The sequence below is a fragment of the Rhizobium croatiense genome (assembly GCF_019793465.1).
Lineage (GTDB): Bacteria > Pseudomonadota > Alphaproteobacteria > Rhizobiales > Rhizobiaceae > Rhizobium > Rhizobium croatiense.
The window spans coordinates 1-20,940 of sequence record NZ_JAILYJ010000027.1 but is presented as its reverse complement, the minus strand read 5'-3'; the positions used below and the strand labels follow the sequence as shown (position 1 = coordinate 20,940).

25 protein-coding genes and 2 pseudogenes are annotated in these 20,940 nt (G+C 60.7%); 8 read left to right on the top strand and 19 right to left on the bottom strand.

Translation table 11 applies throughout. The features are described 5' to 3' along the window. The first annotated feature begins 502 nt into the window (after nt 1–502). Nucleotides 503–808, top strand: coding sequence for a WGR domain-containing protein (locus K6M89_RS29010; RefSeq protein WP_004676097.1), 306 nt, complete (start codon nt 503–505; stop codon nt 806–808). 80 nt (nt 809–888) lie between these two features. On the opposite strand, the gene K6M89_RS29005 is transcribed toward K6M89_RS29010, so the two are convergent. Next, the gene (locus tag K6M89_RS29005) at nt 889–1,056 is read right to left on the bottom strand and encodes a hypothetical protein (RefSeq protein WP_004676096.1); all 168 of its coding nucleotides are present in this window, start codon (nt 1,054–1,056) and stop codon (nt 889–891) included. A 345-nt stretch (nt 1,057–1,401) separates the two neighbouring features. Further along, nucleotides 1,402–1,725, bottom strand: a complete 324-nt coding sequence (locus K6M89_RS29000) for a DUF736 domain-containing protein (protein ID WP_004676095.1) — start codon at nt 1,723–1,725, stop codon at nt 1,402–1,404. Nucleotides 1,726–1,762: 37 nt separating this feature from the next. Between K6M89_RS29000 and K6M89_RS28995 the strand changes: the two genes are divergently transcribed. Further along, nucleotides 1,763–2,203: a hypothetical protein gene (locus K6M89_RS28995; RefSeq protein ID WP_004676094.1), complete on the top strand. Its 441-nt coding sequence runs from the start codon at nt 1,763–1,765 to the stop codon at nt 2,201–2,203. A gap of 127 nt (nt 2,204–2,330) precedes the next feature. Here the strand turns inward: K6M89_RS28995 and K6M89_RS28990 are convergent, their stop codons facing one another. The 3 genes and pseudogenes from K6M89_RS28990 to K6M89_RS28980 form a co-directional block, all read right to left on the bottom strand. After that, a complete protein-coding gene (locus K6M89_RS28990) occupies nt 2,331–2,729 on the bottom strand; it encodes a type II toxin-antitoxin system VapC family toxin (protein WP_008536014.1) in 399 nt (132 codons plus the stop codon). Next, nucleotides 2,726–2,992 carry a type II toxin-antitoxin system Phd/YefM family antitoxin gene (locus K6M89_RS28985; RefSeq protein WP_004676093.1) on the bottom strand — a complete coding sequence of 89 codons (267 nt, stop codon included), beginning with the start codon at nt 2,990–2,992 and terminating at the stop codon, nt 2,726–2,728. Before K6M89_RS28985 ends, K6M89_RS28990 begins: the two co-directional genes overlap by 4 nt. A gap of 84 nt (nt 2,993–3,076) precedes the next feature. Next, a pseudogene (locus tag K6M89_RS28980) lies at nt 3,077–4,017 on the bottom strand (DUF2493 domain-containing protein). A gap of 895 nt (nt 4,018–4,912) precedes the next feature. Between K6M89_RS28980 and K6M89_RS28975 the strand changes: the two are divergent. The 3 genes from K6M89_RS28975 (at nt 4,913) to K6M89_RS31320 (ending at nt 7,345) form a co-directional block, all read left to right on the top strand. Further along, nucleotides 4,913–6,103: a DUF1173 domain-containing protein gene (locus K6M89_RS28975; protein WP_026188839.1), complete on the top strand. Its 1,191-nt coding sequence runs from the start codon at nt 4,913–4,915 to the stop codon at nt 6,101–6,103. Nucleotides 6,104–6,540: 437 nt separating this feature from the next. Continuing rightward, entirely contained in the window at nt 6,541–7,062 is a 522-nt protein-coding gene (locus K6M89_RS28970; protein WP_018247157.1) for a MerR family transcriptional regulator, read from the top strand. After that, nucleotides 7,052–7,345, top strand: a complete 294-nt coding sequence (locus K6M89_RS31320; RefSeq protein ID WP_004673430.1) for a hypothetical protein — start codon at nt 7,052–7,054, stop codon at nt 7,343–7,345. The genes K6M89_RS28970 and K6M89_RS31320 overlap by 11 nt, the downstream gene beginning before the upstream one ends. Nucleotides 7,346–7,671: 326 nt before the next feature. On the opposite strand, the gene virB11 is transcribed toward K6M89_RS31320, so the two are convergent. The 13 genes from virB11 to K6M89_RS28900 are packed head-to-tail and all read right to left on the bottom strand — an operon-like array spanning nt 7,672 to nt 17,799. After that, on the bottom strand, nt 7,672–8,700 hold the full coding sequence (virB11, locus tag K6M89_RS28960; RefSeq protein ID WP_004673428.1) for a P-type DNA transfer ATPase VirB11: 1,029 nt from the start codon (nt 8,698–8,700) through the stop codon (nt 7,672–7,674). Between the two features lie 8 nt (nt 8,701–8,708). Continuing rightward, nucleotides 8,709–9,881: a type IV secretion system protein VirB10 gene (virB10, locus tag K6M89_RS28955; protein WP_004673426.1), complete on the bottom strand. Its 1,173-nt coding sequence runs from the start codon at nt 9,879–9,881 to the stop codon at nt 8,709–8,711. Nucleotides 9,882–9,889: 8 nt separating this feature from the next. Beyond that, on the bottom strand, nt 9,890–10,747 hold the full coding sequence (gene virB9, locus K6M89_RS28950) for a P-type conjugative transfer protein VirB9 (RefSeq protein ID WP_004673424.1): 858 nt from the start codon (nt 10,745–10,747) through the stop codon (nt 9,890–9,892). After that, nucleotides 10,744–11,415, bottom strand: coding sequence for a VirB8 family type IV secretion system protein (locus tag K6M89_RS28945; RefSeq protein ID WP_004673422.1), 672 nt, complete (start codon nt 11,413–11,415; stop codon nt 10,744–10,746). The genes virB9 and K6M89_RS28945 overlap by 4 nt, the downstream gene beginning before the upstream one ends. A 1-nt stretch (nt 11,416) precedes the next feature. After that, the gene (locus K6M89_RS28940) at nt 11,417–11,698 is read right to left on the bottom strand and encodes a hypothetical protein (protein ID WP_004673420.1); all 282 of its coding nucleotides are present in this window, start codon (nt 11,696–11,698) and stop codon (nt 11,417–11,419) included. A gap of 39 nt (nt 11,699–11,737) precedes the next feature. Then, on the bottom strand, nt 11,738–12,670 hold the full coding sequence (locus K6M89_RS28935) for a TrbL/VirB6 family protein (protein WP_004673418.1): 933 nt from the start codon (nt 12,668–12,670) through the stop codon (nt 11,738–11,740). 2 nt (nt 12,671–12,672) lie between these two features. Continuing rightward, nucleotides 12,673–12,906: an EexN family lipoprotein gene (locus K6M89_RS28930; protein ID WP_004673415.1), complete on the bottom strand. Its 234-nt coding sequence runs from the start codon at nt 12,904–12,906 to the stop codon at nt 12,673–12,675. Beyond that, nucleotides 12,903–13,604, bottom strand: coding sequence for a P-type DNA transfer protein VirB5 (virB5, locus tag K6M89_RS28925; RefSeq protein WP_004673414.1), 702 nt, complete (start codon nt 13,602–13,604; stop codon nt 12,903–12,905). Before virB5 ends, K6M89_RS28930 begins: the two co-directional genes overlap by 4 nt. Then, nucleotides 13,601–15,967 (bottom strand): VirB4 family type IV secretion/conjugal transfer ATPase, encoded by a 2,367-nt coding sequence (locus tag K6M89_RS28920; protein ID WP_004673411.1) that lies wholly within the window; start codon nt 15,965–15,967, stop codon nt 13,601–13,603. The genes virB5 and K6M89_RS28920 overlap by 4 nt, the downstream gene beginning before the upstream one ends. After that, nucleotides 15,960–16,298 carry a VirB3 family type IV secretion system protein gene (locus K6M89_RS28915; RefSeq protein WP_018247156.1) on the bottom strand — a complete coding sequence of 113 codons (339 nt, stop codon included), beginning with the start codon at nt 16,296–16,298 and terminating at the stop codon, nt 15,960–15,962. The genes K6M89_RS28920 and K6M89_RS28915 overlap by 8 nt, the downstream gene beginning before the upstream one ends. 5 nt (nt 16,299–16,303) lie before the next feature. Continuing rightward, entirely contained in the window at nt 16,304–16,603 is a 300-nt protein-coding gene (locus K6M89_RS28910) for a TrbC/VirB2 family protein (RefSeq protein WP_004673407.1), read from the bottom strand. Between the two features lie 14 nt (nt 16,604–16,617). Continuing rightward, the gene (locus tag K6M89_RS28905) at nt 16,618–17,259 is read right to left on the bottom strand and encodes a lysozyme family protein (protein ID WP_004673406.1); all 642 of its coding nucleotides are present in this window, start codon (nt 17,257–17,259) and stop codon (nt 16,618–16,620) included. A 3-nt stretch (nt 17,260–17,262) separates the two neighbouring features. Then, a complete protein-coding gene (locus tag K6M89_RS28900; RefSeq protein ID WP_018446357.1) occupies nt 17,263–17,799 on the bottom strand; it encodes a hypothetical protein in 537 nt (178 codons plus the stop codon). 98 nt (nt 17,800–17,897) lie between these two features. Here K6M89_RS28900 and K6M89_RS28895 point away from each other — a divergent pair, with 98 nt between their 5' ends. Both K6M89_RS28895 and K6M89_RS28890 read left to right on the top strand, forming a co-directional pair. Next, nucleotides 17,898–18,269: a hypothetical protein gene (locus tag K6M89_RS28895; protein WP_004673403.1), complete on the top strand. Its 372-nt coding sequence runs from the start codon at nt 17,898–17,900 to the stop codon at nt 18,267–18,269. A 768-nt stretch (nt 18,270–19,037) separates the two neighbouring features. Continuing rightward, nucleotides 19,038–19,220: a hypothetical protein gene (locus K6M89_RS28890; protein WP_016737443.1), complete on the top strand. Its 183-nt coding sequence runs from the start codon at nt 19,038–19,040 to the stop codon at nt 19,218–19,220. Between the two features lie 110 nt (nt 19,221–19,330). Here K6M89_RS28890 and K6M89_RS28885 read toward each other — a convergent pair whose 3' ends face one another. Then, entirely contained in the window at nt 19,331–20,251 is a 921-nt protein-coding gene (locus tag K6M89_RS28885; protein WP_004673402.1) for an ArdC family protein, read from the bottom strand. 294 nt (nt 20,252–20,545) lie between these two features. On the opposite strand from K6M89_RS28885, the pseudogene groEL reads away from it, so the two are divergent. Next, a pseudogene (gene groEL, locus K6M89_RS31315) lies at nt 20,546–20,768 on the top strand (chaperonin GroEL); the annotation flags it as partial. Nucleotides 20,769–20,940: the final 172 nt, after the last annotated feature.

Here is a 20,940-nt window from a genome sequence, read left to right as displayed (position 1 = left end):
AATGTGATCTCCTTCGTTGATGACGGAGATCGGCCACTCTCTTGCAAAGAGGGGTCAAGGACCGCGGAACGCGGCTCGCAAGCGGGGGAACCGATTTTTCCAGAGCGCAGTGAAACGCAGCAGCGGAAAAATTGGGGGAGACGCGCCGTCCTTGACGCCGGATTTGCTGGAGTAAAATTGGACGTCAGAGAGAGAAGAGACCCGCGGACCCGAAGGGGACGCGACCGTTTCCGGCGTGAGCCGGCAGGAGGTGTCGAGGATAGAACCGCCGCCCTGCGGCTGGGCAATTCGCTCACGTCATTCCGCGAGAGGGGGCGTGACCGGAGGCGGAGACGGTGTTCGGGCTCCGTGAGCGGAGCGAATAGCACCCGGCCGCCGATTGGCCGGCTCGCCCAAATCCATGATCTTCGGCTTCAACGATCATCACAAAAATGAATCGGTGTGGGCCGACCGATTCATAAGTGTCGTTAGACGCAAAAGCTGGAAGAGGCGACTCTCCGTCATGCTCACTCAACCCTATCAGCTCTACATCGAACGCAGGGACGCGACGAAAAACATGGCGCGCTTCTACGCGCTCGCAATCGAACCGACGTTGTTCGGCACACCATGCCTGACGCGGCGATGGGGACGCATCGGAACGATCGGACAAGCCATGGTGCATCACTTCGACAGAGAGGAGGATGCAGTCCGTATGTTCCTCGAACTTCTCCGATCAAAACGGGCGCGCGGCTATAGGCCGAACACAAATGTCGGACGGGAACCCATGGTCCGGGCTGTCCGCGGAAGTCTTCCTGGTCCTTGCCGGTAATTATCGGCGTGAAGCGCAGCTTCGGGTCGACGCGCCGGTCGATCCGGCGTACCGGCCCAGGCGAGGAGGCAAACGCCGCCTCAGAAGGGTGGCGCGGCGTCGATGGCGCCCTCCTGCTCGGCGATCGCTACCCTCAGTTCGGCCCGAGCGATCTCCAGCTCCGCTTCGATCTGGCGGCGCTCAGCCGGATCGGCGTTCCTGAGCTCGGCCCGCAGTTCCTCAACCTGAATTTCGAGTGCAATCGTCATCGTCGTCGTCTCCTGAAATGTGAAAGATGACGCCCGGGGTCGTGAGGATCGGGCCGGGTCAAGGATCGCGTCAGCGACCGGCGGAGCCGGCGAGCGGAGGAACCGATTTTCTGACGGTGCCCTTCAGGGCGCCGGCTGAAAATTGGAGGGGCCGCGAAGTCCTTGAGGCGGCACGAGCCTCACGGCAGACTTCAAGTATCTGAGCAGACAGGGTCCTTGGTCTCGTGTGGCACGACAGGAGGATTGAAGGCGGGCTCGATGCCCGCTTTCAATCCCGCTATTGCGCGCAAAACCTGAGATACGGCGAAGCCGGCCCCGATTGCTCGAGGCCGCTCGCTTTGTTCTTCAGTTCGGGCTGTTCCAGAGGATCACCTTCTTGCTAGGATCGCCGCCGGGTGCCGGTGCGAGATTGCCGAAGATCACACCGATCTCGGGAGCCTCAAGCTTCACTGAGAGGTATTCCTCGCCGGTCTGCCGCGCGATGCGGTTCCAGGCGGCGCCGATCTCGAAGCCCGTCTTGCGGTGAATGACGCGGTAGTCGGGCGCTTCTTCGCTTGCCTTGCTGGCATTTGGGACGATGGCGATCGGGGCGTTGACCCGGATCGTGGCGAAGACGCCTTCGAGGATGCCGTCGGTCTTCTGCGTGAGCGTTGCGATCGTGGTGGCCATGGTTGTTGTCTCCTTCGGTTGCTCGGGACCATTCCCGATGGCGCACGAAGAGACGGCCGACCTGCTGCGGTCAGCTCGCCTGAAAATTTTGCAAAATTCTATTTTCCACCAGGATAAACGAACCGAAATCGAATTTGCAAAAATTTCGGGCGAGTCTTACCCCTTCAGGGGTTGGCCGCCAAAGCAGGCGGTCGTCTATACGAGCGATATAAAACGGGAATGGTTCGGGGCAATCGAAGGAGACAACAAACCATGGCCTCCCGGTCCAAGCACTGGGGGATATTGGCCGCACACTCCACGGACGCTTCGCCCGCATGTCGATCAACATAATACCCTCGCCCGCTCCCGGCTGCGGCAGGCTGTGAGCACCTCGATAACATTTCTGCTGATCGGCGAGGTCGCCGCGGCACCGCATTGCCGTCTGCAGACCGTGCTCCAATCCCGGGTGAAGCTGTTCACGCGGGCGTCGAATGAGTGATCTTCCCCAAACGTGCCCGCTCCCAAGCACCTGAGCCGCCGATGGGTCGCCAGGTACATCGCCATTGGCAAACACGCAACCGGAACGATGTGAGCCGGCTTCATCCGCGGAGCCAAGCTCGGTGAGATCACAAGGCAACAGGATCGGAGCAAGTCACAAACGGAATGCCATAAAGCGCGACATTTTGATCGTCCGAAACCAAATACGCTCCCTCCGCCACGGCTTGCGCCATGAGCAGATGATCGAAAGGATCGCGGTGATGAAGTGGAAGAGCAGCGAGAGCGATAAGATGCGCGTCCGAGATATCCAGCCGGTCGAAACCTTGATCCGGCAAAATCGCAACAATCTCTTCGATATCGGCATCAAGTTTGCCGATGCGCAGCTTCACAGTGATTTCCCAAAGGGAGACAGCACTGACGAGGACATCATTCTCGGGATCGCCAATAAGGCGACGCGCATGGTTCCCTAGCTTCTCGTCGTCGTTCAGCCACCACAGCAAGGCATGTGTATCGAGCAGCAGCCTCACGTCCCGTCTTCCATGGACTTCAGAACATCCGCCGGCAGACCATCGAAGTCATCGGCAACTTTGATCTTTCCGCGCAACGCGCCTGGTTTCCGCATGACGACGCCGGCTGACGGCGGGCCGATTTCGGCGACAACCTTGTGATGCGACGTCAGGACGAACCGCTGGCCGTCTTCGACCTGCTTGAGGAAAGACGTCAGGTTGCCGCGAAATTCCCGCACGCCGACACGGCGGGGAGATGGTATCTGCTGCCGAGATTGGGTCATGGCGAAGCTCCGTTTCAGCGGCAAATGTGTACACAATTTTTGCGAAATGCAAGCATCTCCTTCAGCCGTATGGACAGATGGCGCTTACGCGCCATCTCCCGCCGCTTGCCAAAACGGAGATGCCAAGTCGGCGGGTCTTGTCGGCAAGATTGCCGGTAATGCCGGAGCCGGGGAAGATGACGACGCCAGCCGGCATGACCGAGAGCATGTCGTCATTGCGGCGGAACGGTGCGGCCTTGGCGTGCTTCGTCCATTCGGCTTGAAGGCGATCTGTATCACCTTGCGCGCTTCTGCCCAGCAGGCAGCGATACGTTCGGCGCCCTTCGGCGAGCCGCCGTGCAGCAGCACCATGTCGGGATATTTGGCGAGGGCTTGATCGAGTTTCGCCCAGATTCGTTCGTGATCATTGTAGTCGATGCCGCCGCCGAAGGCGATCTTGGTGCCTGCCGGGATCAGCACTTCGGTCTCGGCGCGCCGGCGGGCGGATGGAAAGTCTCTGGAGTCGATCATCGCCGCGGTCATGTTGGCGTGGCTGACCTTGGAGCCCGTCCGCGGCCGCCATGCCGAGCCGCATTGGCTTCGAAGTGGTCGCCCGCATAGGCGCGCATGAACTCGAAGGCATTGCGGCGCTCAAGCAGCGTGATGCCTTCGGCAACGAGGCGCTCCAACTCGACACTCTTGACCTCCGAGCCGTCCTGCTCGCGCTGACCGTTGCGTTGGCTATCCTCATTACGCTGAAGCTCCCGCTGGATGCGCTCGCCGGCGCGGTGGAAGAGATTGACCGTCGACCACAGGAGGTCTTCGAGATCGGGCTCCAGGCGGGTATCGCCGAGCATTTCGAATAGAGCATCGAACATGGCGGTCAGCGCCGACTGGACGACCGGCTCCTCCGGCAGCGGACGCGGGTCCGGTTCATCCTGGAAGGGGCGATGGCCGTAGATCTGCATCTCGTAGATGAAACGGTCGGTTGGGGACGAGGCGGGGCGGGGCTCGAAGGCGTCGTCGATGGGAAGACATAGGTTCAGATGGTCTCCGTCGGATTTGGGCCGCGCCTCTCGCGGCCTGACGGCGATTGGGCGCGGTAGCTCAATCCCTCGATACGTAGGCGCTGGGGATCCTGCCGCTAGTGCTTGCCCCGGAGTTCGGCGACTTCAACGAGGATCTGCGCCGGCTCAGTCCGGAACGGCTCATCGCTAATCTCAGGGCGCAGCTCGTTCTGAAACGCTCTGGCCTTTCTGCCCGCATGATCGAGCCGGACGGGGAAGGTGAGGGCGTGAGGGCCTACAGGATGGCAGGTCTCTGCCGGTCGCCGCACGGGTAGGCGCCCGCCCGCGGGCCTGCCGAGAGGCGACCCTTACCATGCGGCGGGCGGGCCTTCAGCGGGTCGCTCAGGTTTCTTCCCCTGGCTTGGGCCGCGTGCGGCCCGCCATTCCTGGCACAGCAAGAAACCTCCCTTCCGCCGCCCGGCGCTTCGCCGCGGCGTCAGGCGCCGCGGTTCCGGCCCGTCTGCCGCGTGGACAGGGTGCCGGCCGGCCGCATCGGCGTCAGCTGCGATGTAGAGACGCCGGCAGCCATCGGGCAGTCGGAAGGCGGCAAGGTGATCGGCGGTTCAGTGCCGGCCGGCTCGAAGGGCTGGGTAGCACGCGATTAGAACTCACTTCATGCTGGCGCAGCCTCTACATTTTGACCGGCTGACTTCTAATCAACGCACCGTTGACTTCTAATTATCAAAAGAAGATACGTGCATTCCAGCCTCCAAAAATTAAAATTAACGATCATTCCTGCCTTGGCGTTGAAATCGGCCCCAGCGGCCGTAACATTTACATACTAACTATTTTGCGCTAGTAAAGTCCGCGAAGCTCATGCTACGCCTTCCTTTTACGGCTCGATCAGCCTTTGGCCAGGCAAGGGAGGAACGACGTGCGACAGTTTTTGATCGGCAACCAGGCGTTCGACGACAGTTCTCCAGAGTTTCTGCCGCAGCTCGAACGCGCTTACGAACAGAAGCTCAGGCCACTTTGCCCGTGTCGGCAACCGCCGGTGCCGATGTATATCGCCCGGATGGATGGCCAATTCCTGATCAAACGGATGCCGCTTTCAGGACGAGATCACGATCCCGGCTGCCCATCCTATGAACCGCCATATGAGCTGTCGGGTCTTGGTCCATTGATCGGCAATGCCATCCAGATCGACGCAGCGACGGGCGCGGCTGTGCTGAAACTCGATTTCTCGCTGTCGAAACGAGGGAACCGATCGGCTTCGGCCTCATCTTCGGAGCCGTCGGAAACGGTGCGAAACGATCCGAAAAAGCTGTCGCTCAAGGCCATGCTCCATTATCTCTGGGAGACAGGGGAACTGACTGAATGGACGGCGCTGTGGGCTGGGAGACGCGGCTGGGGTCGCGTCCGCAGCAGCCTGCTGAACGCAGCGCGACAGATGATTGTCCGCGGCGGTCCGCTTAGCGACATCCTGTTCGTGCCGGAAGTGTTTCATCAGGAGGACAAGGAAGGGATCTCCGCCAGGCGCGCAGCGATGTTGGCCGGAGCCCAGTTAACCGGTCCCGGTCCGCGGAAACTGATGATGACCGTCGGAGAGGTAAAGGAATTTTCCTCAGCGCGCGATGGCCAGAAGATGCTGGTGCGCCACCTGCCTTTCCCCTTCATGCTCGATGAGGGTGCGTGGAAACGGTTGAATGCCCGATATGAAACCGAACTGGAACTGTGGCGATCCAACGAGGGGTTTCATCTCATCGGCATCGCCACGTTCGGCATTTCGGGAGCGGGGATAGCTTCGGTCGAGGAAGTGGCGCTGATGGTGGTCAACGAGAACTGGATCCCGTTCGAAACCATCCATGAACAGCGTCTCCTGGAGCGGCTCTCAAGCCTGAAGCGAAGAAGCGTGAAAGGACTCCGGTTCGATCTTTCGCGCGACCAGCCGATTGCCTCCGTGACCTTACCGGAGGCAAAGCCAGCGCCGATCGCCATGTTCATCGTTCCGACGAAGGCCGACGAAGACTATGACGTTGCACTGAATGAGATGATCGCCGCGAGAGCCGAGATGACGCCGTGGATCTGGCGTGTGGCCGACGGCGAAATGCCGCGGCTGCCATGATCCACACCAGCCTCCTTGGTCAGCGACGTAGGCGCCCTAAAAGGAAGCCATCGCCCGGGCGATCTCGAATGCGTGAAGCTATATCCCGGTCAAATCGGCCCAGAGAACTCTCTGCCATTTCTGCATAGCTGCACTGCACAAAAAATGTTTTACCAAGCGGTCAAAATATGAGCATATTGCCTCAAGTTGATGCAGTCGATGGTTTTCCTCCCAGTGCCATCGTATCAGCTGTTCCCCTCTGGAGGTTATTGACCTTCACACCTTAAAGGGCCCTGGTTTTCCAGCGGCCCTATTTTTCTGCATAGTTGGTGAGGCGGCCCCTTTGCATTGCACGATCACATCGGAAGCGGAGCGCTTGCCGTTGGCGGTAACCCACGCTTCAAGTTGGCGGGTCGAGCTCGTTCGCCGCGCGCTCCTATGGCACCCGGAAATCGGAGATGGAAAGCGGAGGATATTTCAGGTATTGCAGTTATGAGCGACTTGCCCTATATACATGGTCAGAGGTGTTCGCCATGACCAGCCATGTTCTTCAATTTACCGAATTGTCGGATCGCGACCGCAAGGCCGTCGCGCCGATCCCAAAGCTGGCGGAGGGCGACCACCTGGAACTGCGGATTCGCCGCGAAGGTGGACAGCTTCAAACCCTTTCTCTTCCAGCCTCGGCTTTCGCACCTGTCGAAGCACTCCTCGATCATCTGTTGCGCGGCAAGCGTGTTGCCGTGCTCACGGAAGATCAGGAATTGAGCCCGACCGACGCCTCCACCATCCTCGGCATCTCACGTCCTCTCGTGGTGCTGCGCATGGATCGCGGCGATCTGCCCTTCCGCTATGTCGGCAAGCACCGCCGAGCCAAGTTGAAGGATGTTCTTGCGCTCAAGGCCAAGCTCGATGCTCGCCAGAAAAGCCTCGACGCGCTGGCCGAGGACACAGAGGATCTGATCGTCAATCATGGCCTCTAAGCCGCCCGTCGCGGTCTACGATGCCTGCGTCCTCTACCCTTTCCATTTACGCAATGTCTTGGTCCAGTGTGCTTTCGACGGTCTCGTCGACGCACGCTGGACCGACGACATCCACGCCGAGTGGATTCGCAATCTGGCCATCGGCTCACCCGAGATACCCTTCTCCCGTCTGGAAGCGACCCGTGATCGGATCAAGGAAGTTTTGCCCGATGCCGATGTCGGTAACCACCAAATCCTCATCCCCAACCTCTCGCTACCGGTCCCGATGATCGTCATGTTTTAGCTGCAGCCATCGCCGGAAAAGCTTCCGTGATTGTCACGTGGAATCTCAAGGATTTCCCTGTCACGGAGCTTCGGCCTCATGGGGTGACCTGCGTATCGCCGGACAATTTCCTCGTGGGCCTCCATCCACCTTTTAGAGCGCATTGATCGACAGCATCAGGCGCGCCCGGTTGAATTTACGCAAGACGGTGCCGGCGGTTCACGAATTCATTGATGCACTGGACCATCAGGGGCTCCGCGCGTTTTCAGTGGTCCTGCGTGAGAAGGCCGCACAATTGGACTGACGGTCGAAACCGACAGAATTGTTAGAGGCCCGGACGCAACCCGTTAAGCTCGATCCGACGAAGAGCGGCCGAGGTCAGTCGCGGCGTCTCGATAGTAGATCTCGCTCACCCGAAACCGGCCGTCGATCCGCTTGCATTGGACGATGATGTCGATCGCGATCGTCAGCATCTCGCGGATGTCGTGCCGTTCGAGGTCCCCACCACCCTCCGACTCCTTGACCAGCAAAGTCAGCTGCTCAAAGGCGAGGCGGGCGGAGTCGGCATGGACCGTGGTGATGGAGCCAGGATGGCCGGAGTTGACATTGCGGATGTAGTAGAATGCCGTCCCGTCACGCAGCTCCTGCAGCAGGATACGGTCGGGCCGCATGCGCAGGCAGGATTCGAGCAGGTCCTTCGCGCCGACCTTGGCGAGACCCTGCCCGCCCTTGGAGTAAAAGAGCCGAACATGGTTGGGCTGCGGGACCACCAGTTCCGGTGTGTCCTCGATGGAAATGATCCGCTCATTTTGCGGGATGTGGCGGATCAGCGCTTTCGACAGCGTCGTCTTTCCCGACCCCGTGGCGCCGGAGATGATGATGTTCTTCCTTGCGAACACCGCCTCCCGCAGAAACGCCTTGTAGGCGCCGATCCGATAGTATTCCAACAGCCTTTGGTCCAATCGTCTCCCGTCGCTTTCGACAGGCGCGACATCGGCGAACAATCCTCCATGATCGAGATCCTCGAGGGTCAGCGACACAGAGGACGGCTTGCGGATGGTGATGCTGACGGTTCCCTTCGTCGTTGCCGGCGGGATGACGATCTGGATCCGCTCATCGTCCGGCAGGGTCGCCGACAGGATCGGCCGCGTCTCGTCGATCGACTGATTGGAGAAGCTCGCGACCGTGCGGGCGAGACGCATCAACCTGTCGAATGAGAGTTCGGGCATCTCATAGGTCTGCCATCCCTCCCTCCCCTCCGTGACGACCTGTCCCGGCCGGTTGACGATGACCTCGTAGAGGGTCTTGTCACGCAGAAAGCGTGATAGCGGCGAAAGCAGTTCGCGCACGACGCCGGAGTCGGCAGCTTCAGTCATTGCCGAACCTATTTCGTCACGAGCTTCGAGGAGGGGCTGAAATCCCCAAGCGCAGCACGGTCGTAGATGCGGTTGCGGGGCTCGGTCACACGAAGCCGGTAGACGGTGGAGAAATCGAGGTCGCGTGCGACGAAGATCGAAACCAGCTCGCCCTGATGTTTCATGAGCGTCGGCGGAATGTTGATCGATTGCTCGACGGCGATCGCCGCCGCCTGCTGACCGGCGCTGGTGGTGTTTTGCGCGTCGACATCGCTGTCCTGCAGCCGGCTGCTGGCATAAGAGCTGGCGTCGCCGACGATCGACAGGAGCATCGCGCTGCCAAAACGCTCCCACCAATGGGTGTCCACATAACCATCGATGCCGGCCCGGCCAAGCGCGTCGGTTGCGGGCGAAGCCAAAGTGATGATCACGCCTTTCGGCGTCTTCGCCCGGTTCCAGAGAACGAACAGGCGCTTTTGTCCACGCCGAATACCGCCGCGATATTCACCGACAATCTGCGTGCCTTTTTCCATCAGCACAACGCGGCCGTTATCTGAAAGAACGTCCCGGTTGATGACGCAGCTCGTGAACCCTGGCTGATCGGAGGAGAGCGCGGTCTCGAGAACGCAAGGAATGGATGTCCCCATTGCGACGATGAAATCACGATTGCCCAACGTGCCGGCACGCGATCCCTGCAATTGCGTCGGTGTCAGCAAGCGGTCGAAGCGCTGGTCATCGTTTTCGCCCTGCGAGGCGAAGCCGCCGGGATTGGCGCCGAGCGGCACGTAATTCGAGGCCTGATCCGACGCCTCGCCCTGATCCTGCCGCCGCGTTGCCGGCGATTTCTCGCCGCCATAGGCGATGACCGGCGCACGGCGGGCAGCATCGAGCAGCTTGTCGCCGTCGGTCGGCGCCTGCTCGGCGGCGACAGGCGTCGGGAGCTGGACCTGCGGCGGTGTCGCCACCGGCTGTGGCTCCTTCGCCGGTTCGAAATCCGATGTCTGCCGGATGACAACGCGCTCCGGCTGGGCACCGTCTGACGGCTTGTCCTGCCCTCGCATCGACCAGAGAGCGAACGCGACAAAGACGACGATCGCCAAGGCGACAGCGCCGCGTTTGAGGATCGGGTTATTGTCGAGCCGGCCGCCGGCCGACGTCTCGGCGCGCTCGCCCGGAATCTGGGTAATCTCTTCCTCGGCCATAACGCCTCCTATTGCGCCGCGCCGGGCGGCACTTTGACGACGCGCTCGACCGATGGTGACGTCGTGTTAGTCTCGGGATTGGTGCCGACGCGATCGTAGGCTTCGTTGAAGACGCAAAGCACGTCGCCGCCACGGCGCAGTATGAACTTGCGGCTGATCGCGTGAACGAGGACGAGATTGCCGTCGACTGACTTCGGAACCAGGCTTTCGCTGCCGTCGGAGTTTTCCATATAGATCGCCGGCATTTCCTGGTTGCCGGCAAAGGCGAAGGTCGTGACCTTGCCGTTGTCATAGACCGCTTGCGGTTCGAGCGCCTGGGACCCTTGCGCCGAATAACGCCAGTTGCGCGGTCCATAGGCTTCGTGAAGGGCAAGCACGCGATCGGCCTCGCCGGCTTGTGCCGCCTGCGCGCGCGCAGATGCTTCCAGCCGGCGCCGCTCCGCTTCATCAGCGGGATAGCGATATTTCACATAGAAATAGGTGTTCTGACCGGCTTCAACACTGCCGTCACGGACGGTGAGTTCCATCTGATAGCTGCGGGTCGAGCCGTCCCGTCGTGTCGTCACGACCGAGATATTCGTCACCGGCTGATTTTCGCGAGGCTTCAGGAACAGGATGTTGCCGGCCGGCGCCACCTCCCAGGCGACGCTGTTGCCGAGGGCGACATGAGCGATTTCCTCGTCGGCGGCGAATTCGATCTGCACGGAAGACCGGAGCGTGCCGACGACTTTTGTGATGTTATAGGGCTGGTAGTCGACGAAACGGATGCGGCTGTCCTGCGTGGCGCCGCGTGGCGTCTCGAGGGCGAGCGCCGCCGAAGAGAAACCGGTAACCAGAATGAGCGGGAGAAGGAAACGCGGTTTCAATTGATCGCCTCCGGATCGGCGCGATATTCGCTGACGACGAAGCCGATCGGGTTGATCAGCCGGTCGGTCGAGGACATCGGGGCATTGGCATAGGAAAAGGTCAGGGTCGCAACCCAGTGCGTCGTGCGCACCTCGTCACCGCGGGTCACCGTCCTCATATAGCGGACGGATGCCACATTGGCGTTGATCAGCGAGATGGAGACAATGTTGATCCGCGACGTGGCACTGCGGCCATAAATGTTCTGCGGGGAGTCTGGATTGCTGCCGCGGTAGACTGCGGCAAATCGAGTCTGCTCCGGCTGCGCCGATAGCAACGCCGCGGTGCGAAAATTCTCCTCGCCCTCGCTCCAGACGTAACCTTCGCGGGCACGGACATATTTGGCCGCGAAATATTTGGTGACGGCCTCGTCGTAGGTGCCGGCGGTCGATGTCAGCGCCGAAACCACATCGACGATGCCGGTGGAATTATCGACCCGCACGACGAAGGGCTCGACGGTTTTCAAAGGCGTGAGGCCGGCAACGGCAAAGACGGAAACGGCAGCAAGCGTACCGGCGCAAGCAGCGATGAACCAAGCGATGCGGGCGGAGCGCTCGACCTGGATCACCCGGTCCTGATCGAATCGGCGGGCCTTGTCGAAGTAACTTTTGAGGTTATCCGTGGTCACCATGTCACTCGCCCTCGCATGGACGGTAGGAGCTCGCGACATCGAAATGCGCGAAAGCGGCCGGTGTGGCTGAAGATGGTTCCGGCACATAGGCGGCGGCGTGACTGGTCGGCTCAGCGGGAACGGCCCGGGTCGCCGGCTGCTCGCCTCCACTGTCCTGCCATTGCCACATGGCGCGGTTCAGCGGCCGGCGGGAATAACCATCACATTTCGGTAGCGGGTGGGAAATCGAACCGCAGCCTACGAGACCGGCGGTCAGCAAAAACGACAAAACGATACGAAGCATCGAAAAAACCTGTTCAATTGTCTGAAGCGTTGGTGACCGTCATTCGGTCCGGCCTGGCGTCAGGCGGCGGCCGACGGAACGCGCGCCGCGGCCGACCGCTCTGACTGTGTGGGATGTCGCCCAGGCGAGCGTGCTTTCGTGCGCATCGCGGGCGGCGCCGTAGCCGTAGGTGAGCGACGCCCCGCCCGCCGCAAGAGCCGAAGCAATGCCGGGCAGTTGGTAGAAGACGTAGAGTGCGGCGACGCAAATGGCGCAGAGCGCGATCGGCCGCATCAGCACGTCGCTATAACCTTCGATCGCCGTAAACGTCGTATCGATGCAGGTGATCAGCAGCGAGCCGATGGCAACGACCAGGACCTGAAGGATGACGAAATTGACGAGCTGGCCGATCCAGGATTCGGTGAACCGGCGGGTCGACTGGAACATGGCGAGCGCGATGAAGATCGGACCTATTGCCAGCACGATGGCAAGCGTCAGCCGGGCATAGAGCGAAACTATATAACCGATCGCCGCGACAAGAAAGCTTCCGCCGATAACCAGTAGGCCGCCCACGCCGGTGACGATATCGATAGGCCAGGAGCCCCGCGACCATATCTCTTTGGCGCATTTCTGGCCCTTATCGAGCAGGCTGTCGAAGGTCGACGCGCTCGGCGCCGTGCCCGAATTCAGCGCCTGCGAGATTTCGCGCGGCAGCGCATCGAAGAAGATATTGGTGACGTAGGTCTGATAGTCGCCGGCGTTCCTCACCAGCATGACGATGATGGCGAGCTTCATCGCCCGGAAGGCGAATTCGAGGATCGGTTCCTGCACGGAGCCGCGCAGGACGAGATAGCCGTAGAGCACGACATAGAGGGTGAGTGCCGCCGTCAGCGGGCCGCTGACCCAGTTGGCGATATTCGAGGTGCCGGAGGAAATGAAGTTTTCCAGCGGTGTCTTGAACTGTCCGTCGACGAAGCTGAAGACCTGATACATCGTCAGCCTCCCAACGATTTGCCCATCCGCTCCAGCCGCAGCTTGCCGTCGGCTGCCTCGGCGTTGCGGCAATTGGGCGTATCGCGGAGTTCTCCGGGATTGTTACGGCATTCGCCGATAATCCTAGCGAGCAGACCATCGTCCGCCATGAGCTCATCGACGGTGTAAATCTTATCCGCCTGTGGGGAGCAGGCCGCCAGTAAAAGCATGGCCGCGCTAGAAAGAAGCCACTTCATTTCAGCGCCGCTCCCATCGTGTCCATTCGCTTGCGCCAGTCCTCAGCCTTGCGTTGGTCATCGACCTGCACCTGAGCCTGCTGGACCATCTGCAGGCCCTGCATGCGCAGGACGTCGGCTTGCAAGAAGGCGGTCTCGGCCTGGAGGCGGGCCTGCAGATCGGCGATGTCCTTGGCGTCGGCAGCACCGGAGATTTTCTGGCGAAGCTCATCGATGCCGCCGATGCGCTTGGTCGCCGCATCGTAGATCTGCCGGCCGAGGCTCATCTGCCCGGCGTTCTGGTTCTGGATGCGCGACAGTTCCTGCGCATAGAAATCGTCGGCATCGGTGCGGTAGGTGGAATTGTCTTGAACGAATTTGGAAGCGGAACTACCGAAGACGCCGCTGCCGGAACCTTTGAACAGCCCCTCGATCGCGTTGAAGTCCTGCGGAAGCGCCTTGCGGATCGACGGATCGTTCAGCAGGTTGGCGACGTCGGCCATGTTGGTGATCTTGTTCAGCGAGCCGTAGAGCTGCTGGGCTTGTTGGAGCTGCTGGTTCAAGGCGTCGAGCTGGGACTTCAGCTGCGCGATGCTCTCGATTTGCTTGGCGATCGATGTCTGATCGATGACGGGGATGCCCTGCGCCGATGCTAGCATCGCCGACGCCAAAAGAGCGGCCGATACAAACAATGGCCGCATCGTTCCTGTTCGGATCATGCTGTCTTCCTCCTCTGATGAAACACGGCAAGCCAGTCCTCCCGTCCCTCGCCGATCTCCAAACGGATAGCATCGGCAAGCTCGACATTGGCGGTCCGGCCGGAGAGGATGGCAAGTTCGTCGTCGAAGCCGTTGAGGTTCAGCTCGGCGACAACGCTGTTGTGCCCCTGCTTGACGATGAACCGGCGGCTCTCGACGGAGAGTTCGCGCGAGACGAGCTCGAATTCGCGCTCCGTCAGCTTGAAGCCGTCGACATAGTCGGCGCGGTCGCCGCGCGGGTTCGGAAGAAAGATCTGTGTCGGGCACTGCTCGATGATCGTGTGGGCGATCGGCGAGACGATGGCATCGCGCGGGCTCTGGGTCGCAAACAGCATGAGACCGTTCTGCTTGCGGATCGTCTTGAGTTTGTTCTGGGCGAGATCACGAAAGCCTTCGTCCTGCAGCGCCTTCCAGAACTCGTCGATGACAATGATGATGCGACGCCCGTCGATCAGCTGCTCGATCCGATAGAACAGGTAGGCCATCAACGGCGTGCGGATCTCCTCATTGTCGAGGAAATCGGTCATGTCGTAGCCGATGAACCTGGCGCCGATGCCGATATCGTCAGCCTCGTTGTCGAATACCCAGCCGAGCGGGCCGCCCTTTTCCCATCGTCGGAGACGTGCGGCAATGCCCTCGGGATCGGTGTTGTTGAGGAAGGTGCGCAGGGCGCCGATGGAGCGACGCTCCACCGGCAGGTCCGCCACCCCGTCGACCGCCGAGGTGATGTCGCGCAACTCGGTGATCGACAATTCGCCAGATCCGGATCGGACCAGCTTGGCGATCCAACCGGTGAGGAATACTTTGTTTTCCGCAGTGAATTCCAGTGCTTTCACCGGCGCGCAGCCGGTGGCGACACCATTCTTCAGCGGCAGATAGGTGCCGCCGGCCGCCCGCACGAAGAGATCGGCGCCACGGTCCTTGTCGAAGAAGACCATATGCGGGTCATGCTTTTCGAGCTGGGACAGCATGAAATTCAAGAGCACCGTCTTGCCGGCACCCGACGGACCGCAGACGAAACTGTTGCCGAGATCGCCGTGATGAAAGTTGAAATAGAAGGGCGAGCCGGACGCGGTCTTGAGCATGGCGACCGCCGGTCCCCACTCGTTGCCGTCCTTCTTGCCCGCCGGATAGGAATGATAGGGAGCAAGGGCTGCGAAGTTGCGCGACGTGATCGCTCCCGAGCGCGCCCGGTAGCGGAAATTGCCCGGCACTTGCGCCCACCAGGCAGCCTCGAGCCCAAGATCCTCGCGGGCGACGACCGCGCCGCCGCTGGTGAGATAGGCCCGCGCTTTCGCCATGTGATCAGTCAGTTCCTTGACCGAGGGCGCGAAGACGGCAAGCGCAAGATGATGTTCCCCGAGAACGAAGCGATTGGATTCGAGATCGTCCATCGCCTCGCCGAGTTCCTCGATCTGTGAGGCCGCCTTGTCGCCGGCGCTGACCATCTGGTTCTGCTTGCGGCCCATGATCGTGCGGGCATCGGCCTTTGAGGTGAAAGCGAAGGACTGCGTCAGGATAAGCTCGAAAGGTGCGGTCAAGATAGCGTCGAGCATGCCGCTGCGCGTCGTCGCCGGATATTCCTTGAAGCCGAACATGCCGGCATAGCGGCTGTCGGCCTCGTGACGGATCTCGACGGTCTCGCGCCCGAAAATGACCCGGTCGGAATAGATTGCCGAGGAAATTCGTCCCTCCGTCAATGGGATCGGCTCCCGCCGGCCGCCGACGATCTGGTGGAGCACTTCGCTCGGCTCGGAGAACAGGATCCCGTCCTGTTCGTGGAGGGTGAGCAGCCGCGGCTCGAAGCGCTTCAGGCCGGCGACGACATCCGCCACGCGGTCACGCAGATGCTTCAGGGCCTGCCCGTCGAGCTCGGTATCGGATCGGCGGGCCTTGCGCAGCCGGGAGAGAAGCTTGGCCGCCTTTTCGGCAGGATCCCGGCCGGGATGCCAGACAAGGGTGAGGTAAAGATCGTTGCGAAACAGATCTTCCCTCACCATGCGCTCGCGGTATCGCGCGTTCAGACCGTCGGAGAAGGGATTGGCGAAGCGTCCCTCGGGATAAGCATTGTCGCGGCGGCGCACCAGATGCGTCCAGAGCGCCAGCCGCTCGTCAGCGATATTGCGATAGAGCGTGTTCAGGCTGCGGTGCAGGTCGTTGAGGTCCCTGACGTCCGAAGTTTCGAAGGAAACGCCGTCGAGAGCGATCATCGTCATCAACGCTCGGGATTCGAGCGCAATGGTCGTCTCGTCGACATGCCTGACATAGGGGATGAAGGTTTCCGGCCCGAGCTCGCGCGACCGGAGCGTCGCAATGTTAGACAAAGCTGAGATCCCTTTCGTCATAACGTCGGGTGAGCGTCAGAGGCGAGAGCGTGGCGCCGCCCCAATAGGCGGCATTGCGGGAGCGGCCACGGGTTTCGATCCACGCAATCAGGATCCGAAACATGTTGTGGTCGTGCTTGACGAGCGCCCGGAACACGACGTGGAAGACGACGCCGATCAGCGCATAGGCGATCGACCCCGCTGTGATGTAGAGAATGGTCGTCAGCATGATGTTGACGCCCATCGCCTCCATCGTCACGCCTGCGATCGTCGCCGGGCGGGTGCAGGCGAGGAACAGGATGTCTTCTTCGAGGCTGGGAGCGTTTGCCATGCCCGTCAGCCTCCGACGATGGTGTTGACCAGCTCGGTGGCGCCAAAAATGCCGCCGATCCCGATAATCCAGAAGCCGGCCCGCCTCAAATCCATGTAGCCAAACATCCAGGCAATGCAGATGATGATGACGGCGATGACCGCCAGCAGACGGGCGATATTGCCGGTCAGCATGTCGACGATGTTCTGCAGCACGGTTTCGATGCCGGCGGCCTGGGCGAAGGCCGGCTCGACCAGGCAGATGACAATGGCGGCCGCCATCAGCGTGGATGCGGCAAAGGGGCGAAGGCTGGCTTTGGAGATCATTCACTTTGCTCCGATCAATCATTCTGGAAAACGAGAACCGTGGATCGCCGCCCTGAGCTGAAAACATCCCAGGATGCGGCCTCAGCGGTTTGGGAGGATTGTTTCGCAAGCGCCGGCGGCGCCTCATCTTGCGTCGGCACGCCAGACCCGGCCTGGTCACCTCGTTCGCCGATGGTGAGCGAGGCAAGCGTCGGCGATAACTGCTTTACTTCCTGGCGTACCTGCTCGTCATATTTGACCATGGCGCCGAGGGATCGATCATCGCGGCCATAATAGGACTGGAGCATCACCCTTTCGGCCTGAGCCGGATCCCCCGCGCGTAATGCGGCGCGGTAGTATCCGTCGAGAAGCGTAGCCGTGGCCTTGAGGTTCATGCAGGGATCGAAGGCGTCGGCGACGGATAGCTTCAATTTTTGAAGCGCCTCTATCGCGATACCGCCGAGCCCGATCTGAATATCCTGGTGATCGGCAATCAGAGACGTCGTGACCTCGATCGCCTCCGCCTTCGATGCGGGTTGAGCAGCGAGTGGTGGGCCGCTGTTGATGCGGATGGCGAAGGGCTGAAACCGGCTCTCAAGGCTGACAATGCCGGCCAGCGTCTCCACCTGAACCATCGGCGCGCAGGTTTGCGCGATTTCGACGAATGCAGCACCCATCGGTCAATACCAAACGCGCTGTTTACCGGCGCCGTCGATGGTGACATCGACATAGTGCGGCTGCGATCGCACATTCGGGCGCGTTGTCGGATAGCCGATGCACTGGCGGTGCCCGTCCACGCGCTGCCAATGTGGCGACAGGACCGAATTGTCGCGGGAAGTATAGTCGTTCCCATCCCAGCAGAGGCTGTTGCTCACCGGCTGCGGCGATGTCGATACGCAGGTTGCTTGCCGACCGCCGCGACCGCTATCAGTCGTGAGCTTGTACCCCGCATCGCAATAATAGGGTTCATAGCCAGGCCGCGAACTCTGAAAACCGACGCCGCTACAGGTCGGGAATGAGTGCCCCTCGGCAAGCTCCCGCCACAGCTTCTGGATCGGCGGCCGGCATTCTGCATATTGCGTCGGCCCGCCGGGATTGGAAAGGCATAGAATAACCTGGCATCCCCAATCCTCGGCCCGCGCTTTACTGCCGAAAATAAGATAGGGTGGCGCAACGAAGCAGACCGTAAGCAGTGAATTCAGGAGAAGGCTTTTCATGAACAGGATCCTTCGAGACGATGGCGCCCTATTGCGTTTCGGGAGACTCAATCTGCCTGCCCGCGTTTATACTGTCGTATATAACATAGTTAAATGACATGACAAGCGCGATTAAAACGCAATGGCACAACCTTGCCTTCTCGGGACTCATTCTCCATGAGATCCTCGACCATCCGCTGGAGGACGAGACCCCGCAGGCGAGGCTGAAGCAGATCGGCATGATGACGATCCTCTATACGATGACTCAGGCCCATCAGAAGCTAACCCTCTCTAATATAATTGAGATTACCGAGCTAACACGCAGCGGTGTGAAGGAGACGGTCGACCTTTTGGTAAAGCGGGGAATGCTGGTGGAGACGATGGGGAAGAACGCCATGGGCCGGGGGACGGCGCGGCAATTCGAGATCTCTCAGGACCTCCTGAGCAAGCTGAGCTCTTTCCGCGCCAGCCAGGAGGCGGGGTTAAACTGACTGATCTTCGGCTTTAATGGAGTGAGATGCGAATCATCCGCCAGCCCGATCGCATGGCTGCCGGTAGTCATCAGGGACGATCAGGCAACCCGTCCGCAGGCGGGTTGCAATCAAACAATGAAGAGTATCGGAGAAATCAGCATAGCGGCGCCGTGAGGCGGATTTCGGGAATTCTCGCCACGCTAAGGGCGGAACAAGGGCAGCCGCAGGAGCCTCAGCATAGCGGCCGTCAAGGGAGGCGGGACCGACTGCCCCCGCCCGTGCGTTCCCTATCTCCGTCGCCGCTCAGCATATGGAGCGCGTTGCGCACCGGCGAACTCGGCTGGAACATGACCTACCGGTGAGGGCGCCGATGGTTGGCTCTCCAGTGTCTATCCGGCATTACGCGCCAAGCGAAAACAGATTTCATGAACGGGTCCAACGCGTTTGGACGGAGAGATCGCTAATCCCAGGCAGGATCTGACGAAACAGGAAAGACGTTGTTTGCAGCTTTTATCCGACGGCGATAGTGACGGTGCTATCCATAGGAGACTGAAACTTATCCATTCAAACCGTCCGCCTCCATCTTTCCAATGCGCGCCAGCGGCTGCAGGCACCCGCTCGTGTTGAGGCCGCGGCCAAAGCTGTCAGCGCAAATTTATCAAAGCAATATTTTTTGCTAGTTCCAAATAGATCATCCGACGACCCGCTGTCATCAACGCTTCTCTCGATGCTACGCACGACGACTCGTTCGCGCGGGACATCGTTCTCGTTCGCCCTCGGCGGACGATGGCTTCCGCCATCGCGATGCTAAGGGAGGATCTGCCGGAGGAGGTTGCAAGCCTGCACAGTCGCGTGATTTTCAGCATCGACGGTCGAGGGGATGCGCTGGTTCTCACCACGGGCCGCATGACGACGCCGTCGGAATACTTCGCGCGTCACTTCAATATGCCGGTGAACACGCCCCACTAGCTGCGCGAGGTCAATGCCTGACGATTTTAGACGCCGGTTCGCGGGATAGGAGCTTGCGGCCGTCGGGTCGCGGCAGTGGGCGGCGTCCGGGTGGCTAAGAAGGAGACGGCTCACGCCGCCTCCTCCTCGTTGAGGTCCGGCTGCAAGTCATGCAGATAGTCGACCGCGCGCTGGGCATGAGCTGCCGCTGAAAAGATGGCACGCTTGTCGCTGCCGAGAACCTTGAGCCAGTCATCGAGATAGCTTGCATGGTCGGGGCGTGGTTCGAGCTCGGGGACGATACCAAGATCGGCGCAGAGAAAGCAGCTGCCGAGTTCGGCAATGAGCTCTTCGCGGGCGCGTTCGCTCCTGTCTTTCGCATAGCGGCTGAGATCCCGATCGAGCCTTCGCGGTGCAGCGGTCCAGTGCGTCATCTCGTGACTGAGAACGGCGACATAGGATGCATCGTCCCGGAAGGCGTCGAAGCACGGCATCTGGATGTAGTCACGGGCAGCAGCATAATAGGCCGCCGATCCTCCATGGCGGATCAGGGCGCCGGTATTGGCAAAGAAGCGGCCGGCAGCACCGATGCGGCTCATCCAATCCTGGTCAGGCGCGATGGAATGGGCAAGGCCATCAAGGCCGGTGATCTGGTCGGTGTTGAACACGGTGTAGGTTTTGAGGAAGGGGATGTCGCGTTCGATTTCGGCGCCTGTCTCCGTCGTCTCGGCGCGGATGAAAGAGCTGGCGAAGACGACGGTCGTGCCGGTTTCGCCCCTGCGGACGGCGCCGCCGAGCTCGATTGCCTGGCGAAACGTCATCCACCTTGGTGATGCAAAGCCGCGGGCGATGGCTTCAGACCAGAGGAGCAGAGCATTGATGCCGGTGTAGGGTTGGCCATTGTGGCGCAGTGGCCGGCTGACCTCGGCTGTCCAGCCTCCCGTCGTCCATGGCTTGGTCCATGGACGGACGCCCTGTTTGAGATCGGCGATGATCTTGGTGGTGATGCGGCTGTAGATATCGGATCGTTGATTGGATTGCTGCCTGTTCATCTCTGAACCTCCGTTCGAGGTCGCGGCCATCGCGACCTGCTACGGCGGTCCAAAAGCCAGGCTGCAAGTGCGGCCAGCACCCGCAGGGCCGCAACGAAGTGAAGGACGGCAAAGCCGTTGCGGGCAGCGCGAGCCTGGCAGGACCAAAAGCCGGGGCAGGACGGGATGCAGCAACACCACGGCGAGACAGGTTTGAAACCCAGGCAGAAATGAAAAATCCAGTCTATTACGCAAGGCGGGAGCGTCCGGGATGAATCGATGGACCCGAAGCGTGGCATCGACCTTGCGCGGCCGTTCCTCGTCGACGCAATGGAGAAGGTTAGCAACGAGAGTGCCATTTCGTCGAGGAAGCCAAGACCGCCGAGACCAAACTCGTAGTCTTCGCGCGCATGCATTCGACCCGTACCTCAGCCCCTACTTCGTCGCCAACCAGGACAAGATGCGGGTAGAGTTCGAGGATCCGTATATCCTCATCCACGAAAAGAAGCTATCGAACCTGCAGTCCTTGCTGCCGGTAAGTTGAGGTCTGATGGAGCATTCCAATCGGCCGACCGCCTTCAGCAAAGTAAGCCTCCGGTGAAGGCCGCAGGTCAGGCCGCTTGAGCGTTGACGGTCGGCGGCGTCCAATTCCACGGAAGCAACTGCTCCAGCCTGGTAATCGACGTATCAGCGATGCTGGCAAGAACGTC

Excerpts from the sequence above, each read along its gene's own strand:
- K6M89_RS28970 (WP_018247157.1), top strand. The coding sequence starts at position 6,541 with ATGGAAAGCGGAGGATATTTCAGGTATTGCAGTTATGAGCGACTTGCC.
- K6M89_RS28915 (WP_018247156.1), bottom strand. The coding sequence starts at position 16,298 with ATGGCAAACGCTCCCAGCCTCGAAGAAGACATCCTGTTCCTCGCCTGC.
- K6M89_RS28940 (WP_004673420.1), bottom strand. The coding sequence starts at position 11,698 with ATGCTTCGTATCGTTTTGTCGTTTTTGCTGACCGCCGGTCTCGTAGGC.
- K6M89_RS28885 (WP_004673402.1), bottom strand. The coding sequence starts at position 20,251 with ATGAACAGGCAGCAATCCAATCAACGATCCGATATCTACAGCCGCATC.
- K6M89_RS28905 (WP_004673406.1), bottom strand. The coding sequence starts at position 17,259 with ATGGGTGCTGCATTCGTCGAAATCGCGCAAACCTGCGCGCCGATGGTT.
- virB11 (WP_004673428.1), bottom strand. The coding sequence starts at position 8,700 with ATGACTGAAGCTGCCGACTCCGGCGTCGTGCGCGAACTGCTTTCGCCG.
- K6M89_RS29000 (WP_004676095.1), bottom strand. The coding sequence starts at position 1,725 with ATGGCCACCACGATCGCAACGCTCACGCAGAAGACCGACGGCATCCTC.
- K6M89_RS28945 (WP_004673422.1), bottom strand. The coding sequence starts at position 11,415 with ATGGTGACCACGGATAACCTCAAAAGTTACTTCGACAAGGCCCGCCGA.
- K6M89_RS28935 (WP_004673418.1), bottom strand. The coding sequence starts at position 12,670 with ATGTATCAGGTCTTCAGCTTCGTCGACGGACAGTTCAAGACACCGCTG.
- K6M89_RS29010 (WP_004676097.1), top strand. The coding sequence starts at position 503 with ATGCTCACTCAACCCTATCAGCTCTACATCGAACGCAGGGACGCGACG.
- K6M89_RS28995 (WP_004676094.1), top strand. The coding sequence starts at position 1,763 with ATGGCGCACGAAGAGACGGCCGACCTGCTGCGGTCAGCTCGCCTGAAA.
- K6M89_RS28890 (WP_016737443.1), top strand. The coding sequence starts at position 19,038 with ATGGCTTCCGCCATCGCGATGCTAAGGGAGGATCTGCCGGAGGAGGTT.
- K6M89_RS29005 (WP_004676096.1), bottom strand. The coding sequence starts at position 1,056 with ATGACGATTGCACTCGAAATTCAGGTTGAGGAACTGCGGGCCGAGCTC.
- K6M89_RS28930 (WP_004673415.1), bottom strand. The coding sequence starts at position 12,906 with ATGAAGTGGCTTCTTTCTAGCGCGGCCATGCTTTTACTGGCGGCCTGC.
- K6M89_RS28895 (WP_004673403.1), top strand. The coding sequence starts at position 17,898 with ATGACAAGCGCGATTAAAACGCAATGGCACAACCTTGCCTTCTCGGGA.
- virB10 (WP_004673426.1), bottom strand. The coding sequence starts at position 9,881 with ATGGCCGAGGAAGAGATTACCCAGATTCCGGGCGAGCGCGCCGAGACG.
- K6M89_RS28900 (WP_018446357.1), bottom strand. The coding sequence starts at position 17,799 with ATGAAAAGCCTTCTCCTGAATTCACTGCTTACGGTCTGCTTCGTTGCG.
- K6M89_RS28910 (WP_004673407.1), bottom strand. The coding sequence starts at position 16,603 with ATGATCTCCAAAGCCAGCCTTCGCCCCTTTGCCGCATCCACGCTGATG.
- virB5 (WP_004673414.1), bottom strand. The coding sequence starts at position 13,604 with ATGATCCGAACAGGAACGATGCGGCCATTGTTTGTATCGGCCGCTCTT.
- K6M89_RS28985 (WP_004676093.1), bottom strand. The coding sequence starts at position 2,992 with ATGACCCAATCTCGGCAGCAGATACCATCTCCCCGCCGTGTCGGCGTG.
- K6M89_RS31320 (WP_004673430.1), top strand. The coding sequence starts at position 7,052 with ATGGCCTCTAAGCCGCCCGTCGCGGTCTACGATGCCTGCGTCCTCTAC.